Here is a 23578-nt window from a genome sequence, read left to right on the forward strand (position 1 = left end):
TTTAAGTTAGTAATCAGAACATTACTTTAAATCCAGTAGACCAGGTTCTGCCAAAGCCGTAATATACCAAAGCAGTGTCCCAGTCGTGAGAAGAACCGTCTCTCGCATCTGCAATATAGCAAGTATTTGTCAGGTTATATACATTGCTGTAGATAACGGCTTTCAAACCTTTACCCAAGTCGAAACGGTAGCTCAATCCCAAATCGATAGTGTAGAAATTAGGCATCTTCCATGCATCGACACCTGCATCCGACTTGTTGGTACGGTTAGACGGGTCGAAGTCTGCATAGTTCTTACCGGCAAAATTATAGTCAGCATTCAGTTTCAAACCTTTGAACATTTCCCAAGAAGCCGACAACGCAGCAGTCAGCTGTGCAGAGTTACCTACGTGTACATCTTTTACATAAGCATCGTATGTTCCGAGCGGTTTGTCTGATTCATCATACAATGTAAAGTGTACATCGTCTGCCCATTTCCAGTCTCCCAAAGAGAACATACCCTTCAGTTCAAATGTATTGACCGGTTTGTAAGTAGCTTCCAGTTCCACACCCATGTGAACAGCGTCCAGACCGGTGATATTGGCATAATCCTGCCCTACTCTTCTGCGGGTAGACTTATCCATCCATTTGGTATAATAACCGTTCAGGGCTACATTGAAATATTCGTTGTTGAATCCGTATCCCAATTCGAAAGTCATAATCTTTTCATATGGAGCATCAGCATTGGCTGTTACATTATTATTAGGGAATACAGAGTTGAAGAACGGAGCACGGGTAAAGTATCCACCGTTCACAAATACGTTATGATTCTGAGTGAACTTGTAGTTGTATCCGGCTTTCACACTCCAAGGCTGGAAATGATAGAAATCAGAAATCTTCTTTCCGTCTACATTACCTCCCTTATCATGATAGCGGTATGATTCATTCGTAATAGAAGCCGAAACAAATGAAGACCATTTGTCGGTGTTGTATTCAGCCTGTGCAAACAGACCTGCCCATACAATTTCACCTACACTGAAATACTGAACCACATCCCCTTCCTTCAAAATTGCATTTGCTGGTTCATAATCCAAGTGCTTAGAGCCTGGCATGTAATAAGCTCCACCGAGCAGGTTGTCGATTACTTCTTTATGATAACCTTTATAGTAACGTCCGTCGAATCCACCTGTGAAAGTGAATTTTTCAGTGAAACGGTTCTTGTATGAACTCAATACGCCATACCAGTCATGGTCGTTTACCGCATTGGTAAAGATAGCCTGAGAACCGTTAGGATTAGCTGCATTTTCAGCCAATACCGCATCATAGTCAAGCAAACCACCGGCAGTCAGTTTAGTTTCTTCATAAGGACGACCGGTATTGTTATCGATAGCCAGCCAGTTGCTTTGTGCACCACGTACACGACGTCCGCCACCAGTTGCCATAGAAGCATAAAGAGAAGTAGTCAAAGATGACTGTTCATTGATTGTCCAGTAGTGGTTCAAAGAAACCTGAGGTTTGTGATAATAATTGTATCCGTAAGCTCCACCGGTCAGTTCCCCGTTCAAATAACCGTAAGAGTTGCTGAAACGTCCGCCATCAGGACTGTTCTTGTAATCTTCAATATAATGTGGAGTAGAACGCTGATTATGCCACTGAGGAGCACCGAAAGCTGTCAATGACAATTTGTGATGGCTGTTGATTACCTTAGAGATATTTCCGAAATAAGTCCATCCTTCATAGTTAGTACCCTTTACGTATCCGTCACCGGTATTCAGAGCTCCCATCAAGGTTACCGCCCATCCATTGTCCATCAGACCGGTAGATACAGAAACCGAATATTTACGGAAGCCATCGTTACCAATACCGAAGTAAGCTGATCCCCCTTTTTTTGCTTCAGTACTTTTAGTAACCATGTTCATGGTACCTCCCACTGAAGAAAGTCCCAGTGCAGAAGCTCCCAGACCACGCTGAACCTGAACAAACTGGCTCACATCTGACAAACCTGACCAGTTAGACCAGTACACCTTACCGTTTTCCATACCGTTGATAGGTACACCATTGATCAATATACCCAAGTTAGAAGAGTCGAAACCACGCATATTGATTCGTGAGTCACCGTATCCACCACTCTCACGAGTTACGTAAACAGAAGGAGTTGACTTCAGCAACTCAGGGAATTCAAGGTTACCCACCTTCTCTTCAATGGTAGCCAGTTTCACGTTTGAAATAGGAATCGGAGTCTGACGGTCCGACTTGATGATAGAGGCAATTACGCTGACCTCTTCCAGGCCAATTGCATCAGGAGTCAGGGCCACTGTTCCCAAATCCATTGTTTTACCAGAAATTTTCAGATTCTGGTTCAATTCATTATAACCAACATAACTAAAAGCCAAGGTAACTTTATTCCCCTTTACCTTCAAGACAAAGTTACCGTCCATGTCTGTTACAGTACCGTCGATAGTTCCTTTCACCGTTACAGTTGCACCTATCAAAGGCTCCTGAGTATCGGCATCCACAATTTTACCTTTCAATGTAGCCTGGGCCACCGCCGTAGCAATGCTACAAACTGCAAGCACTGCAAACAACAGAAAATGCTTCAGATGATTTTTCATACGTTTAATTATTTTTTAATATTATCAAAATACATACAAATATACTAAAATATTAAAAAATAGCAGCGATTTACCCTGTTAAATTTGAGGTCCAATGTTTTTTTTCATGCATTTATTATTCATCATGTTACAAACATATGAAAAATCATCCTAAACTAAAAAAGCGGATAGTCGGCCATTTTCCCATCAAAGACTGACTATCCGCTTAACGAATCATATAATCGTTAGCATTCTGCTACTTACCTTCAGCACTTAAATATCAAAAGTCTACCAGGACAAGCACCTTGTCGATTCGTGCCCCGTCCATATCCACCACTTCGAAAGAGAAGTTGTTCCATTTCAGATTTTCCCCGCTAACCGGCACATGTTGCAAATGATGCATAATAAGACCGCCCACGGTATGATACTCTGCATTTTCAAACAAATCCTTCCGGTCAAAATAATTCAGGAAGTCATACAACGGACACTGTCCGTCTACCAGCCAGCCTTCGTTGTTTGTACGCTTGATAATATAAGGCTCTTCTTCCTCGTCGTCCATATTTCCGACCAGTCCCTCCAGAATATCCCGTAAGGTAATGATTCCGGTACACATACCGAATTCATCGCACACCAATGCCCGGCTGACCTTTTTCTGCTTCATCTGCTCAAGTACCTTATACACATTCATGCTTTCATGAAAATAGGTAGCTGGCTGCACCAGTTCAGCAAGTTCAAAATCAGGTTTATAAAGGTGCAGGACAAGTTCCTTCAAGTTAATCACCCCTTTCACATGGTCGAGGTCGCCATCGGCTACCGGATAACATTCGTACAGGTGTTCATTCACCACTCCTCTGACCTCTTCGGCCGACATGTGCATGTCCAGCCATTTAATCTCACTCTTGTGGGTCATGATGGAACTGACTTTCAGGTCTCCCAATAAGAAGACACGCTGTACAATATCCTGTTCTACCGGCTGCACTTCACCGTCTTCCGCACCCTCCTGGATAATCGATTTGATTTCTTCCTCCGTCACCTTATTTTCCTTCTCATCAATTCCCAGCAGGTTAAAGATCAGTTCCGTACTCTTGGAAAGCAGCCAGACAAAAGGCAGGGCTACTACAGACAGGGTGCGCATCGGGCGCGCCACCAGTTTGGCCACCTTTTCGGCAAGACTCATACCGATACGCTTAGGAACCAGCTCACCGAAAATAATGGTCAGATAAGTTACAATCACCACAATTATTCCCTGAGCCACAGCCGAAGCATAAGTAGCGGACACACCCCATCCAATCATGATCTGAGTAAGGTCGGCAGCAATCTTATTTCCAGAATAGATACCGGTAAGAATACCTATCAGCGTAATACCAATTTGCACGGTAGAAAGGAAACGATCCGGGTCATTTGCAAGTTTCAGTGCCACTCCAGCCGACTTGTTTCCTTTTTTTTCGTCTGCTGTCAGCCGCGATTTCCGGGCAGAAATCAATGCCACTTCCGACATTGCAAAAATTCCATTCAATACAATCAATCCCCCAATAATAATTATTTCATTCATAGTAGTTTTGTAATAATATGAGCAAATATAGCAGAATGTATGCGACTGACCCGCAAAAACTTCTTTTTTGTTAACCTATTTTAATATTATCCGACACTGATGCATGCCTCGATCCATACTAAGGAAGCGACTTTTCGTCCGCGTCAATCCTTCCTGTCCATCCCTCCTTTTTTCTGAAACGGAATCATGCTCTCACAAATTTTCGCTATCTTTGCCAGAAACATTTGTAATCAGAAAATAGCATGAAACAAATTACAGTCTCAGCCCCTGCCCATATACAGACCCGAATCAAGTTGCCCTCCTCCAAGAGCATCTGCAACCGGGCACTGATTATCAATGCCCTGTCACAGGGAAATGCTCCGATAGACAATCTGTCGGACTGTGATGATACCCGCGTAATGGTCCAGGCCCTGCAGGCGATGCCGGAAACCATCGACATCGGAGCGGCAGGAACAGCCATGCGCTTCCTGACGGCCTACCTGACCGTAAGGGAGGGAGAGACACATATCCTTACCGGAACCCAACGGATGAAGCAGCGCCCCATCGGTATTCTGGTCAATGCCCTGCGCGAGTTGGGAGCAGACATCAGCTACCTGGAAAACGAAGGATTCCCTCCGCTTCTTATCCGAGGAAAAGCACTCACCGGATCTGCCATCAGTCTTCCGGGCAACGTAAGTTCGCAGTACATCTCTGCCCTGCTGATGATCGGTCCCATGCTGAAAAACGGTCTGGAAATCACTTTGGAGAAAGAAGTGATATCACGTCCCTATATCGACATGACACTGAAATTGATGAACCAGTTCGGTGCCGATGCCTGCTGGCGTTCGCCACAGACACTTGGCGTATCGCCTCAACCGTACAGCCACCATCCTTTCTATGTGGAAAGCGACTGGAGTGCGGCTTCGTACTGGTACGAGATCTGTGCGCTGACTCCGGATGCAGTGATTGAACTGCCGGCCCTATTCTCCGAAAGCCTTCAGGGAGATTCGGCCATTGCATCCCTGTTCAGTCATCTGGGAGTCTCTACCGAATACCATCCGGACAAAGTCATCCTGAAAAATCAGGGAAATGCAGCCACCACACTGGAATACAATTTCATCAACCAGCCCGACCTGGCACAAACCCTCGTCGTTACCTGTGCCCTGCTGCAGATTCCTTTCCGCTTTTCAGGGTTGCAGAGTCTGAAAATCAAGGAAACCGACCGGATTCATGCACTGATTACCGAAATGAAAAAACTGGGCTTCCTGCTGAAGGAAACGGGAAACGGGGTACTGGCCTGGGAAGGAGAACGGTGTCCCGCGGAACTGGCTTCGGGCATTGACACGTACGAAGACCACCGTATGGCCATGGCTTTCGCTCCGGCATGCATCTGCATACAACCGCTGCGCATCAACGAACCGCAGGTAGTCAGCAAGTCGTACCCGCATTTCTGGGAAGACTTGCGCACGGCAGGATTTAACATTACAGAATAAAAAAACAACAACATATGTGGATACTGGTACTTATTCTTATTGGAGTTGTCTTGTTCGGCATGGTGGTCGGACTGATTTACAACCGGAATATCAAGAAAAAAATTGAACGGGGAGAACTCAAGGAAGCTCCCGAAGTGGTAGAAGTAGACAGTGAATGCTGCGGACAGCATCAGATCTGCGAAAAGGAAAGTCTGCTGGCAGCCGTAAGCAAGCAGATTGAATATTACGACGACGAAGAGCTCGACCGCTTCAAGGGTCATCCTTCCGATGAATATACGGAAGAGGAAATCGAAGAGTTCCGCAACATCCTCTACACCATGCAGGAAGTAGAAGTTGCCGGATGGTGCCGCAGTCTGCAACTCAGAAACATTGCCCTTCCCGACGAACTGAAAGACGAGATATTCCTCATCGTAGGAGAACGACGTTTCCATTAATTAACCCATTCGCAGCAGATTGTCATGAGCAATATCATAGAACTGTTCCATTACCTGTTTTTCCAGCACGCCTTGCTGGGCAGCCTTTTTGCCAGCATCGCCTGCGGCATCATAGGTACCTATATTGTCACCCGCCGGCTGGTATTCATCAGCGGCGGAATTACCCATGCCTCATTCGGAGGCATCGGCATCGGCCTTTATGCAGGGATTTCCCCGTTGCTGACGGCTGCCCTGTTCGCAGTCCTCTCTGCATTCGGGGTAGAATGGCTCAGCAAGCGCAGCGACATGCGTGAAGACTCCGCCATAGCCGTATTCTGGACCTTCGGTATGGCCGTAGGAATCATCTTCAGTTTCCTGGCCCCGGGATTCACCCCCGACCTGTCGTCCTTTCTGTTCGGCAACATTCTGACCATCACCCAGACGGACATCCTGCTGCTGGGCATACTCAGTCTGGCGCTCAGCCTTTTCTTTGCCCTGTTCCTCCGCCCCATTGTCGCCATTGCCTTCGACCGGGAGTTTGCCCGTTCACAGCATATGCCGGTAGCCCTGTTCGAATACATACTGATGATGTTCATCGCCCTGACCATCGTGGCCTGTCTGCGGATGGTAGGCATCGTACTGGCTATCTCACTGCTCACACTTCCGCAGATGACCGCCAATCTCTTCACCCACCGGTTCAAGAATATCATCTTCCTGTCCATCGGCATCGGCTACATCAGCTGCATCGGGGGACTGCTGTTCTCATACAGCTACCAGATTCCCTCCGGAGCAGCCATCATTTTTATCTCAATCATCATTTACGCTCTTTCCAAACTTTTCCTGCTTGCAAAGAAAAAGAAAGCACAGTAAATGTCTGATTTTTGATTAATTTTGCAGAAACATCAATTAAACAGTATAAATTATGGAAATAAAAATCAATTCACTCGACCATATCCGCGAAGCAGCGAAAGAATTCATCGCTGCAATGGGAGACAATACCGTCTTTGCCTTTTACGGAAAGATGGGTGCCGGAAAAACCACTTTCATCAAGGCGGTTTGTGAAGAACTGGGAGTTACCGACGTAATCAACTCTCCTACTTTCGCCATCGTAAATGAATACCGTTCGGAAGAAACCGGAGAACTCATTTACCATTTCGACTTCTACCGCATCAAGAAACTGGAAGAAGTATACGACATGGGATACGAGGATTACTTCTACAGCGGCGCCCTTTGCTTTATCGAATGGCCTGAACTGATTGAAGAAGTCCTTCCGGGAGATGCCGTAAACGTATATATCGAAGAACAGGAAGACGGCACCCGCACTGTCCGTTTTGATGCAGAATAATTCCGTACCGTTACGGTGGCAATAATCCCTGTCTCAAAATGGCAATCCATTATTTCATACAGGCCCTGTTTGTACTGGTCGGCATACTGACCCTTTCGGGAGCCCTCCTCAACAGCGACTGGCTGCTCAACTCACGCAACAGCCAGTTCATCGTCGCTGCCACGGGACGGAAAACCGCCCGGATAATCTATGCCCTGCTGGGCTGTCTGATGATCGGCACCGGAATCTATTTTTTCCTTGCCGTACAAAACTTGTGATACTGCTGGATACAGACATAAAAAAGGATTGACAGTGCTTGCCTCAGGCAACTCCTGTCAATCCTTTTTCATTTCCTGAACTTCCGTCAGTCAGGGAAAATACTTATTCCACCTGTCCCAGTGAATTTCCGTATTCCATTTCCCCCTGCACGATAAAGAAAACATCTTCCGCATCATACGGTCCCATGCCATCTTTATTAGCCTCCTTGACTACATAGTTCACAATTTCATCCTGGTCGATATTGATGTAGCCCTCTTCATCCGGCTGTACATCAAGGCAACCACTCGTAGTATAATAATCCACAATCAGATCAAGGATGTAGTATAAATCATCATCCGAGAATTTTCCTTTCAAATCCTGAGGCAGGTAATTCTTGATAAACTCGATGGTTTTTTCGTCATCTTCATCCTCCAACAAGAAATCGTCTTCCATTCCCATAGTCTTAGAGTTTTAAATCAGTGAATTATTTCAATAAAGTTTCTACTTTTGCTTTCAGCGCAGCCTTAGTAGCCGCACCTACCTGTTTGTCGACCACCTCACCGTTCTTGATGAACAATACAGTAGGGATGTTACGGACGCCAAACTGAGCAGGCAGGTCAGAATTGTCATCTACGTCACATTTTCCGATATTTACTGTATCCTTGAATTCTTCTGCCAGTTCTTCGATGAACGGAGCAATCTGCTTGCAAGGTCCGCACCAAGTTGCCCAGAAATCCAATACTACCGGTTTTCCTTCAGCTACAATTGCTTCATAATTTGAATCTTTAATTTCAAGTGCCATTTTCTTCTATTTTTTAGTTGTTACTGAATTTTTGTTTTCAATCTCTCAAATATATTGATAACGCAAATATAAATCAATTTATCTTATAGTCCAATACCGGCTGACTTTTTAAATAATTTACAAAGTCTTTTCGCACGGCAATTTCCACACTCCGCGAAAACAGGTTCACGTACATCTGTCCGTCCTCATCCCTCACATAGAAATACAACTTCGTCTTTCCGGGATTGCTTTTCGCCAGCGAGGAAATCTCCGTAATCATCTCCTCGTTGACAGCCGACAACGGAACCTTGATGGTCAGTTTCTCAATCAGATTATCCTTCACCTCCGGCAAGAGTTCGATAGTATTGATTTTCACCTCCCATTCCTCCTGCTTCCACTGACGCGGCTGGCATTTGCCCCGCATGAAGAGGAACATACCTTCCATGAAGAAATTCTTCTTCTCCACCCATTCGTTTCCGAAGAAGGCAAACTCCGCACCTCCCGAGTAGTCCTCTACCTTCGCCACGCCATAAGGCTTACCCGTCTTGGTATAACCTTCGCGCACTCCGGTCACGATACCTCCCAGTGTCAGGTCGCGGTTCTGCAAAGGAGTCAGATCCGACAATTCGGACATATGCACATTGCACACATTTTCCAGAATCACCGCATATTCATCCAGAGGATGGGCCGACAGATAAATACCCACCAGTTCCCTTTCCTTGTTCAGACGCTCCAGATCGCCCCAAGCCGGTGCCCGGACAATCTCCGGTGTGGCAATTTCCACCTCATGTTCTCCTCCGAACAGTGAGTTGGCAGCCGCCGCCTTATCCATCTGATACTTGTTACCGTAGCGCACCAGTACTTCCACAAACGATTCATCCTTCGCGTTTTTCACGAAGAAGTCCTCCCGCCGGATTTCCGGGAAACTGTCGAAACTGCCGGCCAGAGCCAGGTTTTCAATGTTCTTACGGTTGCAGGCCGAAAGATTCACACGCTGTACAAAGTCGAAAATACCCTTGAAGGGTCCGTTCTTCTCCCTTTCCGCCAGAATACTCTGTACGGCCGATTCTCCCACACCCTTTATCGCTCCCAGTCCGAAACGGATATCCCCGTGCTGGTTCACCGAGAACTTCAGTCCACTCTCGTTCACATCCGGTCCCAGTACATTGATGCCCGTCGCCTTCGACTCGTCCATCAGTTTCGTGATTTCCGTAATGTTCGAGATGTTCCGGCTCATGGTAGCCGCCATATATTCCGAAGGATAATTCGCCTTCAGATACGCTGTCTGATAAGCCACCCACGAATAGCAGGTCGCGTGCGACTTGTTGAACGCATACGAAGCAAACTTTTCCCAGTCGGCCCAGATCTTCTCCAGGATCTTAGGATCGTGTCCGTTCTTCTTACCCCCTTCGATAAACTTCGGTTTCATGTGATCCAGCTTGTCGCGCAACTTCTTACCCATGGCCTTACGCAGCGCATCCGACTCACCTCGGGTGAAATCGGCCAGCAAGCGCGACAGCAACATCACCTGCTCCTGGTACACCGTAATACCGTACGTATCCTTCAGGTACTTCTCCATGATCGGAATATCGTATTCGATAGGCTTCCGTCCGTGCTTACGGTCGATAAAGTCCGGAATGTAATCCATCGGTCCCGGACGATACAAGGCATTCATCGCAATCAGGTCCTCGAAGGTACTCGGCTGCAATTCGCGCAGATACTTCTGCATACCCGCCGATTCAAACTGGAAAGTACCTACCGTACGTCCCTCACTGTACAACTTATAGGTGGCCGGGTCATCAATCGGTACCTCGTCGATATTCAGGTCGATGCCCTTGCTTTTCTTGATATTCTCTACGGCTTCCTTGATAATGGACAATGTCTTCAATCCCAGGAAGTCCATCTTGATCAGTCCCGTATCCTCGATCACCGAACCTTCGTACTGGGTCACCAGCATCTTCTCTCCGGTTTCCTTGTCGTCGGCCGTGCTCACCGGTACCCAGTCGGTAATATCGTCCCTACAGATGATGGTACCACAGGCATGCACACCCGTATTCCGGACGTTTCCTTCCAGCATCTTCGCATACTTGATCGTATCCCTCAATACCGGATCGGACGATACCTCTGCGGCCTGCAGTTCCGGCACATATGCAATGGCATTCGTCAGATTCAGTTTCTTGTCCGGAATCTTGTCCGGAACCAGTTTACATAAGCGGTCGGATTCCGACAGCGGCAACTTCTGCACACGGGCCACATCCTTGATAGCCAGTTTGGTGGCCATCGTACCGTACGTAATGATGTGCGCCACCTTCTCCTGCCCGTACTTTTCCGTCACCCAGTTCAACACGCGGCCACGTCCGTCATCATCAAAGTCCACATCGATATCCGGCAACGAAATACGGTCCGGATTCAGGAAACGCTCAAACAGCAAGTCATATTTAATCGGGTCAATCTGCGTAATTCCCAAGCAGTAGGCCACAGCCGATCCGGCCGCCGATCCACGTCCCGGACCCACCGACACGTCCAACTGGTTACGGGCCGCAGAAATAAAGTCCTGCACAATCAAGAAGTATCCCGGGAAACCCATCGTCTTCATGATGTACAATTCGAAGCGGATACGCTCCTCCACCTCTTCCGACAGCACCTCCCCATAACGGCGGTGCGCTCCCTCATAAGCCAGTTTGGCCAGATAATCCGCTTCCAGTTTGATACGGTACAACTTGTCATATCCGCCCAGGCGCTCGATTTTCGCATTCGCTGCCGCCTCATCCATCACCACATTTCCGTTCTCATCCTGGGTGAACTCATCAAACAAGTCCTTCTCCGTAAACTTTTTCCGGTATTCCTCCTCCGTACCGAAATCCTCCGGAATGGCAAAAGTCGGCATGATCGGCGCATGGTCGATGGAATAGAATTCCACCCTGTCGCAGATATCCACCGTATTCGACAAGGCCTCCGGCACATCCGCAAAGATTTCATTCATCTCTTCGCGCGTCTTCATCCATTCCTGTTTCGTATACAGCATACGGTTCGGATCGTCCAGGTCCTTTCCGGTACTCAGACAGATCAGCCGGTCGTGCGCCTCCGCATTCTCTTCATCCACGAAATGCACGTCATTGGTACACACCAGCTTCACGTCGTATTTCTTCGCATACTCAATCAGCTTCTTGTTCACCACCTCCTGCATCTTGTACACCTCATGATTGGCCCGGGGCACCGTAGCCTTGTGGCGCTGCAATTCCAGGAAGTAATCGTCTCCAAACAGGTTCTTATACCAGCGGATAGCCTCTTCCGCCTCTTCAAACTGCCCTGCGGAGATACGGCGGGGCACCTCCCCTCCCAGACAGGCCGAACATACAATCAGGCCTTCATGATACTTTTCCAGTTCCACACGGTCGGTTCTCGGACGCATGTAAAATCCTTCCGTCCATGCCTTCGAAACCAGCTTGATCAGGTTATGATATCCCTTCAAGTTCTTGGCGAGGACCACCAGGTGGTAACCGCTCTGGTCGGGCTTTCCCTCCTTATTAAACAGCCGGCGGCGGGCCACATACATCTCACATCCGATGATGGGCTTGAACAGTTTCTTCTTGGCCGCTTCCAGCTGCTCCTTGCAGGCAGCCAGTTCCGCTTCGGGATCTTCCGCATCCGACTTGCCGCTTTCGAGGGCGGCAATCTTCTTCTTCAGATCCTTTATTTCACCGTTTACGCCCCCGTTTTTCTTGTTGACGTAATTGAAAAACTCCTTGATACCGAACATATCGCCATGGTCGGTAACGGCAATTCCCTTCATTCCATTGGCCATCGCCTTGTCGACCAGACGCGGTATCGAAGCCTGACCGTCCAGAATGGAATACTGGGTATGAACGTGCAAATGAACAAAATCCTGCATAGATAATTCCGATATAGATAAAATCAAGTTCAAAGATACCGCTCTTCCGGGGAAGAAACAAAAACAAAAGCACAAATGAATACATTTTAGTAAAAAAAGACAGAAAAACAGAATTACGGCTCTTGATTACTTGCAGGTTTTTTAAATTAAATGTACTTTTGCGTGATAAAAATGTGAAAAATGCTATGACTCGTTTAAACAACATAAAGAAAATCAAAAAAATCAGATTACACCGCGAAGGTACCCACATATTGATTACCAGTGCTTTGCTGCTGCTTTTGCTGAATGCGGCCATCTACTGGGGATTACAAAATAAAATTGTTTTTTATACAGTAGCCTGTATAAGTATCGTACTGTATTCGCTGATGGTGAATTTCTTCCGGTGTCCCATCCGTCTGTTTGACGGCAACACGGAAAAGGTTGTCGTGGCTCCGGCCGACGGTAAAATCGTAGTCATAGAAGAAGTAGACGAGCACGAATATTTCCACGACAAACGTCTGATGATCTCCATTTTCATGGATGTAACCAACGTACACGCCAACTGGTATCCGGTTGACGGGGTCATCCGTCACGTAGACCACCACAACGGACGCTTCATGAAGGCCTGGCTGCCTAAGGCCAGTACCGAAAACGAACGCTCCATGGTAGTGATCGACACCCCCGAAGGCCACACCGTAATGGCACGCCAGATAGCGGGTGCCGTAGCCAGACGCATCGTGACTTACGCTGAAAAAGGAGAGGAATGCTTTATTGACGAACACATGGGATTCATCAAGTTCGGCTCACGAGTGGATGTATACCTGCCTCTGGGAACAGAAGTCTGCGTGAAGATGGGACAGAAGACCACCGGTAACCAGACCATTATCGCCAAATTAAGCTGACCTTACTATTATACTTTGAGACTATGGCAAACTTTATTGTCCGCAACATACCGAATACCATTACCAGTTGCAACCTCTTTTCGGGATGCATTGCCTGCTTCCAGGCTTTTCAGGGAAATTACGAACTGGCACTGACCTTCATCATTCTCGGAGCCGTGTTCGACTTCTTCGACGGAATGACCGCACGTCTGTTGCACGTATCCTCTCCCATCGGAAAGGAACTGGACTCGCTGGCCGATGACATCACCTTCGGACTAGCCCCGTCTGCCATCGTATTTTCACTTTTCAAGGAAATCCATTATCCGGCATTCATGGCATCATGGTCGGAAATCATGCCCTATACGGCCTTCCTGATCGCTGTCTTCTCAGCCCTTCGCCTGGCCAAGTTCAATATTGACGAACGGCAGACCAGCTCGTTCATCGGTATGCCGACCCCTGCCAACGCACTGTTCTGGGGCTCACTGGTAGTAGGTGCACACGATTTTCTGGTATCCGATACCTTCAATGCCCTCTATCTTTTCGTGCTGGTGGTAATTATGTCACTCTTACTGACAGCCGAACTGCCAATGTTTTCTTTAAAATTCAAGAACCTGTCATGGAAAAGCAATCAGACCAGCTATATCTTCCTGATTGTCAGCATTCCATTGCTTATCATCTTCCGGTTGAGCGGATTTGCGGCTGTCATCGTATGGTACATCCTGCTTTCCCTCATCACCCGTAAAAAATCCTAATACAGTAACTGTGGCACAGTTATTGTATTTCACAAACCAAAAAGACAATAACTATGGGATTTTTATATTTACTATTTTTCATTCTTATTTTTGTAGTCCTTCTCGGACTGGTCGTTGTATTTAAAATCGTAGGTACGGTATTGGGCTTAGGCCGCCGGATGACACAGGGAGCTTCCCGTCAGTCGTACCGCCATTCCGACTCTTCTGCCGCACAGGGCGAAGAAAGCGGCAGCAACCGCAGTGCATACGATTTCCAGCCGGAAGGCTCCGGCTCTCCACGAAGTGAAAGAAAGAAAATCTTTGATGACAACGAAGGAGAATACGTAGAATTCGAAGAGATAAAAGAATAAAACTTCTTCCGGTCCGGCCTCATCGGAGTATCTCCGGACCCGGAACAATCAGCGTTTCTTGCGGAAAAAATCCTTCATCAGGGCTGCACAGTCCTCTGCCAGCACTCCCTTTACCACCTCCGTTTTAGGATGGAGTGCCTGAGGAGCATACCGCTGATACCCCCTTTTCAAGTCTTCCGCCCCGAAGACCAGGCGCCCCGTCTGTGCCCAGGCAATCGCTCCCGCACACATCACACAAGGCTCCACGGTGACATACAGCGTACAGTCGGTCAGGTATTTCCCGCCCAGAGCGTTCGCCGCAGCCGTTATGGCCTGCATCTCCGCATGAGCCGTCACATCGTTCAGCGTCTCCGTCAGGTTGTGCGAACGGGCAATAATACGGTCACGGCACACCACGACAGCCCCTACCGGCACCTCTCCCCTTTCGGAAGCCCGCACCGCCTCCTGCAAGGCCTGCTTCATATAAAATACATCGTCAGCCATAAAAAAATGTTTTGGAATTTAACGGCGCATGTCATGCTCCTTGAACAGGGTCGGATAATCCTCCTCCATATTCTGATGAATAAAAGCCAATATCGTTTCCCGAAGCCAGCGCGCCTTGTTGCTGATCTGGTATTTCTCCAGATAGCGGTCCACAATCTGCACTTCTTCTTCACTCATCAAGCATACCATCCGCTTCTTGCGTGGCGGTACGGTTGGAGGCACTTTTTTTCTTTTTTTTCCACTGTTCGTCATTGCGGTGCAAAATTAATGTACTTCACTAACATTACAAAACAGAAATTAGCTATTTTTGCAAAAAAGGAAAAATGGCAACACATAACGAACTGGGAAAAGAGGGTGAAGCGGCTGCAGCGGCCTATCTGCAGGCTCAGGGATATGTGCTCCACGAGCGCAACTGGCGGTCAAGGAGCAATGAACTGGACATCATTGCGGAAAAGGACGGTACGCTGGTTGTCGTGGAGGTGAAGACCCGGGCTTCTCTCCGTTTCGGACAACCGGAAGAGGCTGTCGACGGACGAAAGATCCGCCGCATTGTTGCATCTACCGATGCCTACCTGAAGAAGTACGGCATCGACCTTCCGGTGCGCTTTGACATCATCACCGTCACCGGAGTCCGTCCGCCCTTTCAAATCACGCACCTCATCGATGCCTTTTTCCCTCCTCTATGGTGAATTGACAAATGACAAACCTATGGACATCGAAACCGTACGGACATATTGCCTGCAGAAGAAAGCAGTGAGCGAAGGTTTTCCCTTCGACGAGACGACACTGGTATTCAAGGTAGTCGACCGGATGTTCTGTGTCGCCGACCTGGAATGTGCGGAGTGGATTTCACTGAAATGTGAACCGGAGTATGCCCTCGAACTGAGGGAGCACTACCGCGGCATCGAGGGTGCCTACCATTTCAACAAGCGGTACTGGAACCAGGTAGCCTTGCGCAGCGACGTACCCGACCCGCTGATTCTCCGCCTCATCGACCACTCGTACGAAGAAGTTATCAAAAAATTTACCCGTAAACAAAAAGACATCTATCATGAACTACCCTGAACCTCTCTGGCTGGAGGAAACCACTTCCACCAATTCTTATCTGGACGAATGGTGCAACCGGCACCCTGATACTCCCGAACTGACCTGCGTGTTCACCTCTTACCAAAGTGCCGGAAGGGGACAAAGAGGCAATCACTGGGAATCGGAAGCCGGTGCCAACCTGCTGTTCAGTTTTGTGGTATTCCCGGAATTCCTGGAAGTCAGACGCCAGTTTCTGCTCTCACAGATTACGGCCCTTGCCTTGCAGGAGGTCCTCTCGGAATATGCCGACCACATCCGTATCAAATGGCCCAACGACATTTACTGGAACGACAGCAAGTTGTGCGGTACACTGATAGAAAACGACCTGACCGGTACGTGCATCAGCCGTTCCATCTCCGGCACCGGAGTCAACGTCAACCAGGAAATCTTCCTCAGCGATGCCCCCAACCCGGTTTCCCTGCATCAGATAACCGGACGGAAGTACGACTGCAGGAAACTGCTCGCCCAGTTGATGGAAAAGATTTCGGGCTACTACCGCGACCTGAAAGCCGGCCGTACCGACGAGATTGCCGCACGCTACCACGCGGCCCTCTACCGCCGTGAAGGATTTTACCCGTACAGCGACAAAGACGGGGAATTCGAGGCCCGCATCCTGCGCATAGAACCCATGGGTACACTGGTACTCGAAGACAGAGAAGGAAAAGAAAGAAAATACATGTTTAAAGAAGTAAGTTTTGTGATAGAATGACCCACCAATCCCCTACCGCGCCGGTCAACCGGCAGATCCTGCAGATAGCCATCCCCTCCATCGTTTCCAACATCACCGTTCCCCTGCTCGGCCTCATCGATGTCAGCATCGTGGGCCACCTGGGAGCCGCCTCCTACATTGGGGCCATTGCCGTGGGCGGCATGCTGTTCAATATGATCTACTGGCTCTTCGGCTTCCTGCGCATGGGTACCAGCGGACTGACGGCCCAGGCATACGGCAGCGGTAATCACAGCGAGGTCATCCGCATCCTGCTGCGCTCTACGGTCATCGGACTGTTGCTGGCGGTCGGACTCCTCCTCCTGCAATACCCCATACGCCTCACCGCCTTCCATCTGATGGATACCAGTGCCGAAGTGCAGGCCTATGCCACCCAGTATTTCCATATCTGTATCTGGGGAGCCCCTGCCACCCTTGGTCTGTACAGCTTCTCGGGATGGTTCATCGGCATGCAGAACTCCCGCTACCCCATGTACATCGCCATCACCCAGAACATCGTCAACATCGCAGCCAGCCTGCTCTTTGTCTTCGGAATGGGAATGAAAGTGGAAGGAGTAGCCTTAGGTACCCTGCTGGCCCAATATGCCGGTCTGCTGATGGCCCTGCTGCTATGGTCCTACCGCTATCGGGGACTGAAACATCACCTCCGCTTCGGGGAGATTTTTGAAAGAGACTCACTGAGACGCTTCTTTGCCGTCAACCGGGATATTTTCCTGCGCACCCTCTGCCTGGTAGCCGTTACGGTGTTCTTCACTTCCACCGGTGCCGGATACGGAGACGTGATTCTTGCCGTCAATACCCTGCTGATGCAGCTCTTTACCCTCTTCTCCTATGTCATGGACGGTTTTGCCTATGCCGGGGAAGCACTGACGGGAAAGCACATCGGAGCCCGTGACACCCGTTTGCTGCGCACCACCCTGCGCCAGCTCTTCCGATGGGGTGCCTGGCTTGCTGCAGGGTTCACCCTGGTCTACGGACTGGGTGGGGAAGCTTTTCTGGGACTGCTCACCAACGAAGAGGAAGTCATCACAGCCTCCGGAACCTATTTTTACTGGGCCCTGGCCATTCCTGCCGCAGGGTTTGCAGCCTTTCTGCTCGACGGCATCTGTATCGGTGCCACCATTACTTCCGTCATGCTGAAGGGCATGGCCGTAGCTGCCGCTGCCTTCTTCCTGCTGTACTTCAGTCTCCAGCCCTCCCTGGGGAACCATGCCCTGTGGATGGCCTTCATCGTCTACCTGATTTTACGCGGAGCGGTACAAGGCTATTCGGTATACCAGCGGTTGTACCGCACGGCAAAAGCCTGAATTCTTTGCTCCTCTTTCTTGGATAAAGGGAAACTCCGTATCAGGAAAACAACTCCTTATTTACCCTTTCCATTCTTCTCTTCGTCAATCCAAGAATCAGCGATTCAAACCCAATAATCAGCGCCGCGGATCATCCGGTTCACGGCGCTGATTTTTATTTGCACTTCTACGGATGAGTTTTCGTTTGCACTTCCGGCAAAGAATCCCCCGGCATCTGCATAAAAAAGCCTCAGTCCCGCCCGGAAAACCCACGACGCAGCCTCCCCCTTTTGACGATTTTTCAATAAAAAATGTAGGTAAGCATCAGGTTTTATTTTACCTTTGTAAAAACATTTAAATAGAAAGGAATTATGGCTAAATTCAAACGTATCTTGTTAAAACTCAGCGGTGAGAGCTTGATGGGAGAAAAAAAATACGGTATCGACGAAAAACGTCTGGGAGAATATGCACAGCAGATTAAGGAAATACACGAAATGGGCGTACAGATCGGTATTGTTATCGGCGGTGGAAACATCTTCCGCGGACTGAGCGGTGCCGGTAAAGGATTCGACCGCGTAAAAGGTGACCAGATGGGTATGCTGGCAACCGTCATCAACAGCCTGGGACTCAGTTCGGCACTGGTGGCTGCGGGAGTAAAGGCACGCGTGCTGACTGCCATCCGCATGGAACCCATCGGTGAGTTCTATACCAAGTGGAAGGCTATCGAAGCCATGGAAAACGGAGAGGTAGTCATCATGTCTGCCGGTACCGGTAATCCGTTCTTCACTACCGACACAGGTTCTTCTCTGCGAGGAATCGAAATCGAAGCCGACGTGATGCTGAAGGGTACACGCGTAGACGGTATCTATACCGCCGACCCGGAAAAAGATCCTACCGCTACGAAGTTCGACGAGATTACCTACGACGAGGTACTGGCACGCGGACTGAAGGTAATGGACCTGACAGCGACCTGCATGTGCAAGGAAAACAACCTGCCGATTATTGTATTCGACATGGATACGGTAGGCAACCTGAAAAAAGTAATGGCAGGAGAAAACATCGGTACACTGGTTCACAACTGATCCTATCGCCTGACGGCATACAGCCAGGCCCTTACCGACAGGGCCATCGCATAAAAAAAACCGCCCTGCGGCACGAACGGCTCACTGTCCGTTCCTCCGCAAGGCGGTTTCCTTTTATCTGAATACGTCCCTCAGACGGAGAATCAATCCTCCATCAGCTTACGGTAACGTACGCGTTTCGGTTCTACATTGCCCATACGCTTCATCTTGTTCTCTTCGTACTCCGTATAAGACCCTTCGAAGAAGAACACCTCACTGTTGCCTTCGAAAGCCAGGATGTGCGTACAGATACGGTCGAGGAACCAACGGTCGTGACTGATGACTACCGCACAGCCGGCGAAGTCTTCCAGACCTTCTTCCAGTGCCCGCAGCGTATTTACGTCGATATCGTTGGTCGGCTCGTCGAGCAACAGCACGTTACCCTCTTCCTTCAGTGCCATGGCCAGGTGCAGACGGTTGCGTTCACCACCCGAAAGCATGCCACACAACTTCTCCTGATCGGAACCCGAGAAATTGAAACGGCTCAGGTAGGCACGCGCATTCACGTCGCGGTTGCCCATACGGATCAGGTCGTTGCCGCCACTGATTACCTGGTACACCGTCTTGTTCGGGTCAATATCCTTATGCTGCTGGTCCACATAGGCCACCTTTACCGTTTCACCGACTTCAAATTCACCCTTGTCCACTGTTTCCAGTCCCATGATCAGGCGGAACAGCGTAGTCTTACCGGCACCGTTCGGACCGATGACTCCCACGATACCGTTAGGCGGCAACATGAAGTTCAGGTCATCAAAGAGCAGCTTGTCGCCATACGCCTTAGCCACATGCTTCGCCTCAATCACCTTATTACCCAAGCGCGGACCGTTCGGGATAAAGATTTCCAGTTTCTCTTCCTTCTCCTTCACATCCTCATTGAGCAACTTATCGTACGAATTCAGACGAGCCTTACCCTTGGCCTGACGCGCCTTCGGAGCCATGCGTACCCACTCCAACTCACGTTCCAGTGTCTTACGACGCTTGCTGGCCGTCTTTTCTTCCATTTCCATACGCTTGGTCTTCTGCTCCAGCCAGCTTGAGTAATTTCCCTTCCAAGGAATACCCTCGCCACGGTCGAGCTCCAGAATCCATCCGGCCACATGATCCAGGAAGTAACGGTCGTGCGTCACGGCAATCACCGTACCCTCGTACTGCTGCAAATGCTGCTCCAGCCAGTCGATGCTTTCCGCATCCAGGTGGTTGGTCGGCTCGTCGAGCAACAGGATATCCGGTTTCTGCAACAGCAGGCGACACAGGGCCACACGACGGCGCTCACCTCCCGAAAGATTCTTCACCGGCTGGTCTTCGGGCGGACAGCGCAACGCATCCATCGCACGCTCCAGCTTGCTGTCGAGGTTCCACGCATCCGTAGCATCGATGATATCCTGCAGTTCCGCCTGGCGGGCAAACAGCGCATCCATCTTGTCCGGGTCTTCGTAATACTCCGGCAAACCGAATTTCTGGTTGATTTCCTCGTATTCAGCCAGCGTATCCACTACGTTCTGAACTCCTTCCATTACCACTTCCTTCACCGTCTTGGTATCATCCAGATGAGGTTCCTGAGCCAGGTATCCGACGGAATATCCCGGAGAGAACACCACCTCTCCCTGGTAATTCTTTTCCAGTCCGGCGATGATCTTCATCAAAGTTGACTTACCCGATCCGTTCAGACCGATAATACCGATCTTGGCTCCATAAAAGAAAGAAAGGTAGATGTCTTTCAAGACCTGCTTGTTGTTTTGGAATGACTTGCTCACCCCAACCATCGAAAAGATAATCTTCTTGTCGTCTGCCATATTCTTTTATTTATTATAAAGTAAACAATTATTTTTTTCCTGCGTTCTGCCGCCTTAAGCCGGCAGATTTCTGGAGAAATAGCCATGTATGTACACCTGATAGAACAGAAATCCCAGTATGCACACAGCCAGTGCCGGCATACAGGAAGACATTCCATGTACCTGACGGAAATAGACCGAAGCCAGGATGCCGCACATCATTCCTACCTGCCACAGCAGCTGATAGGTATGATAGCCGGTGCCCCGCTCACAATGCAGGGGAAGCAGGATCATCATCCGCAGGAACTGTCCCAGGGAGAATCCCATTCCCAGTCCCAGCAGGATACCGCTTCCGCACTCTCCCATGCTGTCAGGAACGTTCATCAATACCAGTACGCCTGCCACCGTCAGCAATTGCCCCAGCAGAATCTGCATCCGTCCGTTCATCGGGGCGGTAAACAGTTCACGGATAAACAGATATCCGATGAACCCACCCATTATACAAAGATAGAAAAAAATATTCGGATTTTCCACAAAGAGCATTCCCAAAACAAAAGGCACGCACAACATATTGATGCCGGGAAGCAAGGTGCGGAAAAGGATGAAACGGTCGAACGACAGAAGAGGCACGTTCAGGGGAGCCCGGAAGCACACCTCCACAAAAGAAATCAGCAATCCGGCTGTCACACAGCCACCTGCCGAAAAATACAAGAGATATTCCAGAGGGAAATAAGCATATCCCTGCAATCCCACAACCGATCCGGCCAGCAGCCCCAATATGCCACTCCAGGTAAACACCCGGTTGGCCGCATCCCTGCGGTTGCGCGGCGTCACATCAATGGCCAGTGTACTTCCCGTCGCCATCAGCGCAATCCCCCACAACACTCCTTGCAGGATGCGGACCGCCGTCACCATCCAGAGCTGTGTGATATAAGGATACAAAAGGGCCAGTATGCCCAGCAAGAAAATGCTGCGCATACAGACCTGCTTGCGACAAAAAGTATCTGTCAGATAATTATTGAAGGCTCCCGCAAGAAACATCGAAAAGCCCGGCAGGACCGCAATGCCTGCCGCCTGCAAAGGCGTACACCCCCACTGCTGTTTCAGCCAGAAGTAAAAAAGCGGAAACAGCATGTATACAGCCAAATGAAGCAAGAAATTCGATAGGGCTAATAAAGTAAAGTTCTTATTCCACAACATCGAACAAATGCTTTATATCAATATTGCTCCGACTCATTGGGGAAATCACCCGATTTGACGTCGGTTACGTATTGTCCGATGGCATCGGTCATTACCGTATGCAGGTCTGCATAGCGGCGCAGGAAACGCGGACTGAACCCGTTGGTCATTCCCAGCATGTCTGCCACCACCAGTACCTGTCCGTCGACCGCACCTCCGGCACCGATTCCGATTACCGGTATGGTCAGTTCAGAAGCTACACGCTTGGCCAGCTCTGCCGGAATTTTTTCCAGTACCAGGGCAAAGCAGCCTGCCTCTTCCAGCAAGTGTGCGTCACGGATCAGTTTTTCAGCCTCTTCTTCCCCCTTGGCACGCACTCCGTACGTTCCGTACTTGTTGATAGACTGCGGCATCAGTCCCAGGTGTCCCATTACCGGCATTCCGGCACCGATAATCAGACGCACAGTCTCGATGATCTCTTCCCCGCCTTCCAGCTTCAGGGCATCGGCACCTGTTTCCTTCATCATACGGATAGCATTTCTCACTCCGTCAAACGGATCGGCCTGATACGAACCGAATGGCATGTCAACCACCACCAGCGCACGCTTCACGCCTCTCATTACCGATTTTCCGTGATAAATCATCTGATCTATGGTAATAGGCAATGTCGTTACATTACCAGCCATGACATTCGAAGCCGAGTCGCCTACCAGGATGATGTCAACCCCCGCACCGTCCACAATCTGTGCAATGGTATAATCATACGAAGTCAGCATTGAAATTTTTTCACCTCTCTCCTTCATTTCAATCAAACGGTGAGTCGTCACCTTACGTGCGTCACCCGAAAGATATCCAGCCATAATTCTGCTTATTTTTCTGTTAATAAAACAGAAGCTATTTTCCGATCACTCCGTCCATAGCTTCCTCGTTGTAAATAAAATCATTTTCAAAAACTTGGCAAAATTAGTGGATTCCGCTGAGTTATGCAAGCAGAGCCGCCATCTTCTCAAAAGAGTAATGCCGGAAATCGGGAATTACCTCCTTGCAGAAAGGACGTATTGCCGCTTCGGGATTGGTAGTAGCCAGTCCCACCACCGTCATGCCGGCCGCATTGCCTGCCTGAAGCCCATGAAAAGAATCCTCGAACACCACGCAGCGGTCAGGATGCACCTGCAGTTGTTCGGCCCCCAGCAGGAAGCAGTCGGGCGCAGGTTTGGAGCGGGTAAAGCATTCGGCAGTCAGTATCCGGTCGGTCAGCGTATGCAACTCAGGATGCACCGCAAAGACCTTCTCCATTTTCGCCGCATTGGAACTGGTTACGATGGCCGTCGCCACCCCGTTCCGGCGCAGGTCGTGTATGAATTCCACCACTCCCGGCACATACTCATACTGCATATGCTTCTCAAACCGGTTCAGTTCGTCGGTAATTGCAGGAATGTCCTCCTTCCGGTCTGCAAAGTATTTCTCATAAATCTGGGTCAGCGTCTGTCCCTTGATTACCCGGCCGAAATCCGGAATACCCATGTCATATTTTTTACCAATTTCTTCCCAAAACCACGTATACTGTGTTTCGGTATCCATCACCACTCCGTCGAAATCGAACAAAGCGGCACATTGCCTGTGTAAATGCTCCATTGAAAATCAAAATGAATTATTGAATAAGACTTTGTAAATACAAAAGTCCGAAATATCCGGACATTC

General features: G+C 49.2%; 24 protein-coding genes. 13 read left to right on the forward strand and 11 right to left on the reverse strand.

What is annotated here, in order from left to right; genetic code table 11:
* Nucleotides 1–13: 13 nt before the first annotated feature.
* Both H3001_RS07340 and H3001_RS07345 read right to left on the reverse strand, forming a co-directional pair.
* Nucleotides 14–2590 (reverse strand): TonB-dependent receptor, encoded by a 2577-nt coding sequence (locus H3001_RS07340; RefSeq protein WP_181214535.1) that lies wholly within the window; start codon nt 2588–2590, stop codon nt 14–16.
* Nucleotides 2591–2849: 259 nt separating this feature from the next.
* Nucleotides 2850–4121 (reverse strand): hemolysin family protein, encoded by a 1272-nt coding sequence (locus H3001_RS07345; RefSeq protein WP_181214536.1) that lies wholly within the window; start codon nt 4119–4121, stop codon nt 2850–2852.
* A gap of 242 nt (nt 4122–4363) precedes the next feature.
* Between H3001_RS07345 and H3001_RS07350 the strand changes: the two genes are divergently transcribed.
* From H3001_RS07350 to H3001_RS07370, 5 genes are read left to right on the forward strand one after another with little or no spacing between them, the layout of a single operon-like run.
* Complete coding sequence (locus tag H3001_RS07350) at nt 4364–5593, forward strand: 3-phosphoshikimate 1-carboxyvinyltransferase (RefSeq protein ID WP_181214537.1); 1230 nt, start codon at nt 4364–4366, stop codon at nt 5591–5593.
* Between the two features lie 14 nt (nt 5594–5607).
* Complete coding sequence (locus tag H3001_RS07355) at nt 5608–6027, forward strand: phospholipase (RefSeq protein WP_181214538.1); 420 nt, start codon at nt 5608–5610, stop codon at nt 6025–6027.
* Nucleotides 6028–6051: 24 nt separating this feature from the next.
* Nucleotides 6052–6876, forward strand: a complete 825-nt coding sequence (locus H3001_RS07360) for a metal ABC transporter permease (protein ID WP_181214539.1) — start codon at nt 6052–6054, stop codon at nt 6874–6876.
* 52 nt (nt 6877–6928) lie between these two features.
* Nucleotides 6929–7351, forward strand: coding sequence for a tRNA (adenosine(37)-N6)-threonylcarbamoyltransferase complex ATPase subunit type 1 TsaE (tsaE, locus tag H3001_RS07365; RefSeq protein WP_181214540.1), 423 nt, complete (start codon nt 6929–6931; stop codon nt 7349–7351).
* Between the two features lie 38 nt (nt 7352–7389).
* A complete protein-coding gene (locus H3001_RS07370) occupies nt 7390–7608 on the forward strand; it encodes an immunity 17 family protein (protein ID WP_181214541.1) in 219 nt (72 codons plus the stop codon).
* A gap of 103 nt (nt 7609–7711) precedes the next feature.
* Here the strand turns inward: H3001_RS07370 and H3001_RS07375 are convergent, their stop codons facing one another.
* The 3 genes from H3001_RS07375 to dnaE form a co-directional block, all read right to left on the reverse strand.
* Nucleotides 7712–8047 carry a hypothetical protein gene (locus tag H3001_RS07375; protein ID WP_181214542.1) on the reverse strand — a complete coding sequence of 112 codons (336 nt, stop codon included), beginning with the start codon at nt 8045–8047 and terminating at the stop codon, nt 7712–7714.
* A gap of 25 nt (nt 8048–8072) precedes the next feature.
* Complete coding sequence (trxA, locus tag H3001_RS07380; protein WP_181214543.1) at nt 8073–8390, reverse strand: thioredoxin; 318 nt, start codon at nt 8388–8390, stop codon at nt 8073–8075.
* 73 nt (nt 8391–8463) lie between these two features.
* Nucleotides 8464–12261 (reverse strand): DNA polymerase III subunit alpha, encoded by a 3798-nt coding sequence (gene dnaE / locus H3001_RS07385; RefSeq protein WP_181214544.1) that lies wholly within the window; start codon nt 12259–12261, stop codon nt 8464–8466.
* 185 nt (nt 12262–12446) lie between these two features.
* On the opposite strand from dnaE, the gene H3001_RS07390 reads away from it, so the two are divergent.
* The 3 genes from H3001_RS07390 to H3001_RS07400 are packed head-to-tail and all read left to right on the forward strand — an operon-like array spanning nt 12447 to nt 14223.
* Nucleotides 12447–13142, forward strand: coding sequence for a phosphatidylserine decarboxylase family protein (locus H3001_RS07390; RefSeq protein ID WP_181214545.1), 696 nt, complete (start codon nt 12447–12449; stop codon nt 13140–13142).
* 23 nt (nt 13143–13165) lie between these two features.
* Nucleotides 13166–13873, forward strand: a complete 708-nt coding sequence (gene pssA, locus H3001_RS07395; protein ID WP_181214546.1) for a CDP-diacylglycerol--serine O-phosphatidyltransferase — start codon at nt 13166–13168, stop codon at nt 13871–13873.
* Nucleotides 13874–13926: 53 nt separating this feature from the next.
* The gene (locus H3001_RS07400) at nt 13927–14223 is read left to right on the forward strand and encodes a DUF4834 family protein (RefSeq protein ID WP_181214547.1); all 297 of its coding nucleotides are present in this window, start codon (nt 13927–13929) and stop codon (nt 14221–14223) included.
* A gap of 48 nt (nt 14224–14271) precedes the next feature.
* Here the strand turns inward: H3001_RS07400 and H3001_RS07405 are convergent, their stop codons facing one another.
* A complete protein-coding gene (locus tag H3001_RS07405; RefSeq protein ID WP_181214548.1) occupies nt 14272–14706 on the reverse strand; it encodes a nucleoside deaminase in 435 nt (144 codons plus the stop codon).
* An 18-nt stretch (nt 14707–14724) separates the two neighbouring features.
* The gene (locus tag H3001_RS07410; protein ID WP_181214549.1) at nt 14725–14958 is read right to left on the reverse strand and encodes a hypothetical protein; all 234 of its coding nucleotides are present in this window, start codon (nt 14956–14958) and stop codon (nt 14725–14727) included.
* 71 nt (nt 14959–15029) lie between these two features.
* Here H3001_RS07410 and H3001_RS07415 point away from each other — a divergent pair, with 71 nt between their 5' ends.
* From H3001_RS07415 to pyrH, 5 genes are all read left to right on the forward strand, one after another.
* Nucleotides 15030–15395, forward strand: a complete 366-nt coding sequence (locus H3001_RS07415) for a YraN family protein (protein WP_181214550.1) — start codon at nt 15030–15032, stop codon at nt 15393–15395.
* A 19-nt stretch (nt 15396–15414) separates the two neighbouring features.
* Entirely contained in the window at nt 15415–15771 is a 357-nt protein-coding gene (locus H3001_RS07420) for an MmcQ/YjbR family DNA-binding protein (RefSeq protein ID WP_181214551.1), read from the forward strand.
* Nucleotides 15758–16501: a biotin--[acetyl-CoA-carboxylase] ligase gene (locus tag H3001_RS07425; protein ID WP_181214552.1), complete on the forward strand. Its 744-nt coding sequence runs from the start codon at nt 15758–15760 to the stop codon at nt 16499–16501. Before H3001_RS07420 ends, H3001_RS07425 begins: the two co-directional genes overlap by 14 nt.
* Nucleotides 16498–17826 (forward strand): MATE family efflux transporter, encoded by a 1329-nt coding sequence (locus tag H3001_RS07430; protein ID WP_181214553.1) that lies wholly within the window; start codon nt 16498–16500, stop codon nt 17824–17826. Before H3001_RS07425 ends, H3001_RS07430 begins: the two co-directional genes overlap by 4 nt.
* 350 nt (nt 17827–18176) lie before the next feature.
* Nucleotides 18177–18887 (forward strand): UMP kinase, encoded by a 711-nt coding sequence (gene pyrH / locus H3001_RS07435; protein ID WP_181214554.1) that lies wholly within the window; start codon nt 18177–18179, stop codon nt 18885–18887.
* Between the two features lie 143 nt (nt 18888–19030).
* Here the strand turns inward: pyrH and ettA are convergent, their stop codons facing one another.
* The 4 genes from ettA to H3001_RS07455 all read right to left on the reverse strand — a co-directional run bounded on the left by ettA (nt 19031) and on the right by H3001_RS07455 (nt 23512).
* Nucleotides 19031–20719, reverse strand: a complete 1689-nt coding sequence (ettA, locus tag H3001_RS07440; protein ID WP_181214555.1) for an energy-dependent translational throttle protein EttA — start codon at nt 20717–20719, stop codon at nt 19031–19033.
* A gap of 54 nt (nt 20720–20773) precedes the next feature.
* Nucleotides 20774–21898 carry an MFS transporter gene (locus H3001_RS07445; protein ID WP_181214556.1) on the reverse strand — a complete coding sequence of 375 codons (1125 nt, stop codon included), beginning with the start codon at nt 21896–21898 and terminating at the stop codon, nt 20774–20776.
* Nucleotides 21899–21915: 17 nt separating this feature from the next.
* A complete protein-coding gene (panB, locus tag H3001_RS07450) occupies nt 21916–22737 on the reverse strand; it encodes a 3-methyl-2-oxobutanoate hydroxymethyltransferase (RefSeq protein ID WP_181214557.1) in 822 nt (273 codons plus the stop codon).
* Between the two features lie 121 nt (nt 22738–22858).
* Nucleotides 22859–23512, reverse strand: a complete 654-nt coding sequence (locus tag H3001_RS07455; RefSeq protein ID WP_181214558.1) for an HAD family hydrolase — start codon at nt 23510–23512, stop codon at nt 22859–22861.
* Nucleotides 23513–23578 lie beyond the last annotated feature (66 nt).

It is taken from the genome of Phocaeicola faecicola (genome assembly GCF_013618865.1).
GTDB classification, from domain to species: domain Bacteria; phylum Bacteroidota; class Bacteroidia; order Bacteroidales; family Bacteroidaceae; genus Phocaeicola; species Phocaeicola faecicola.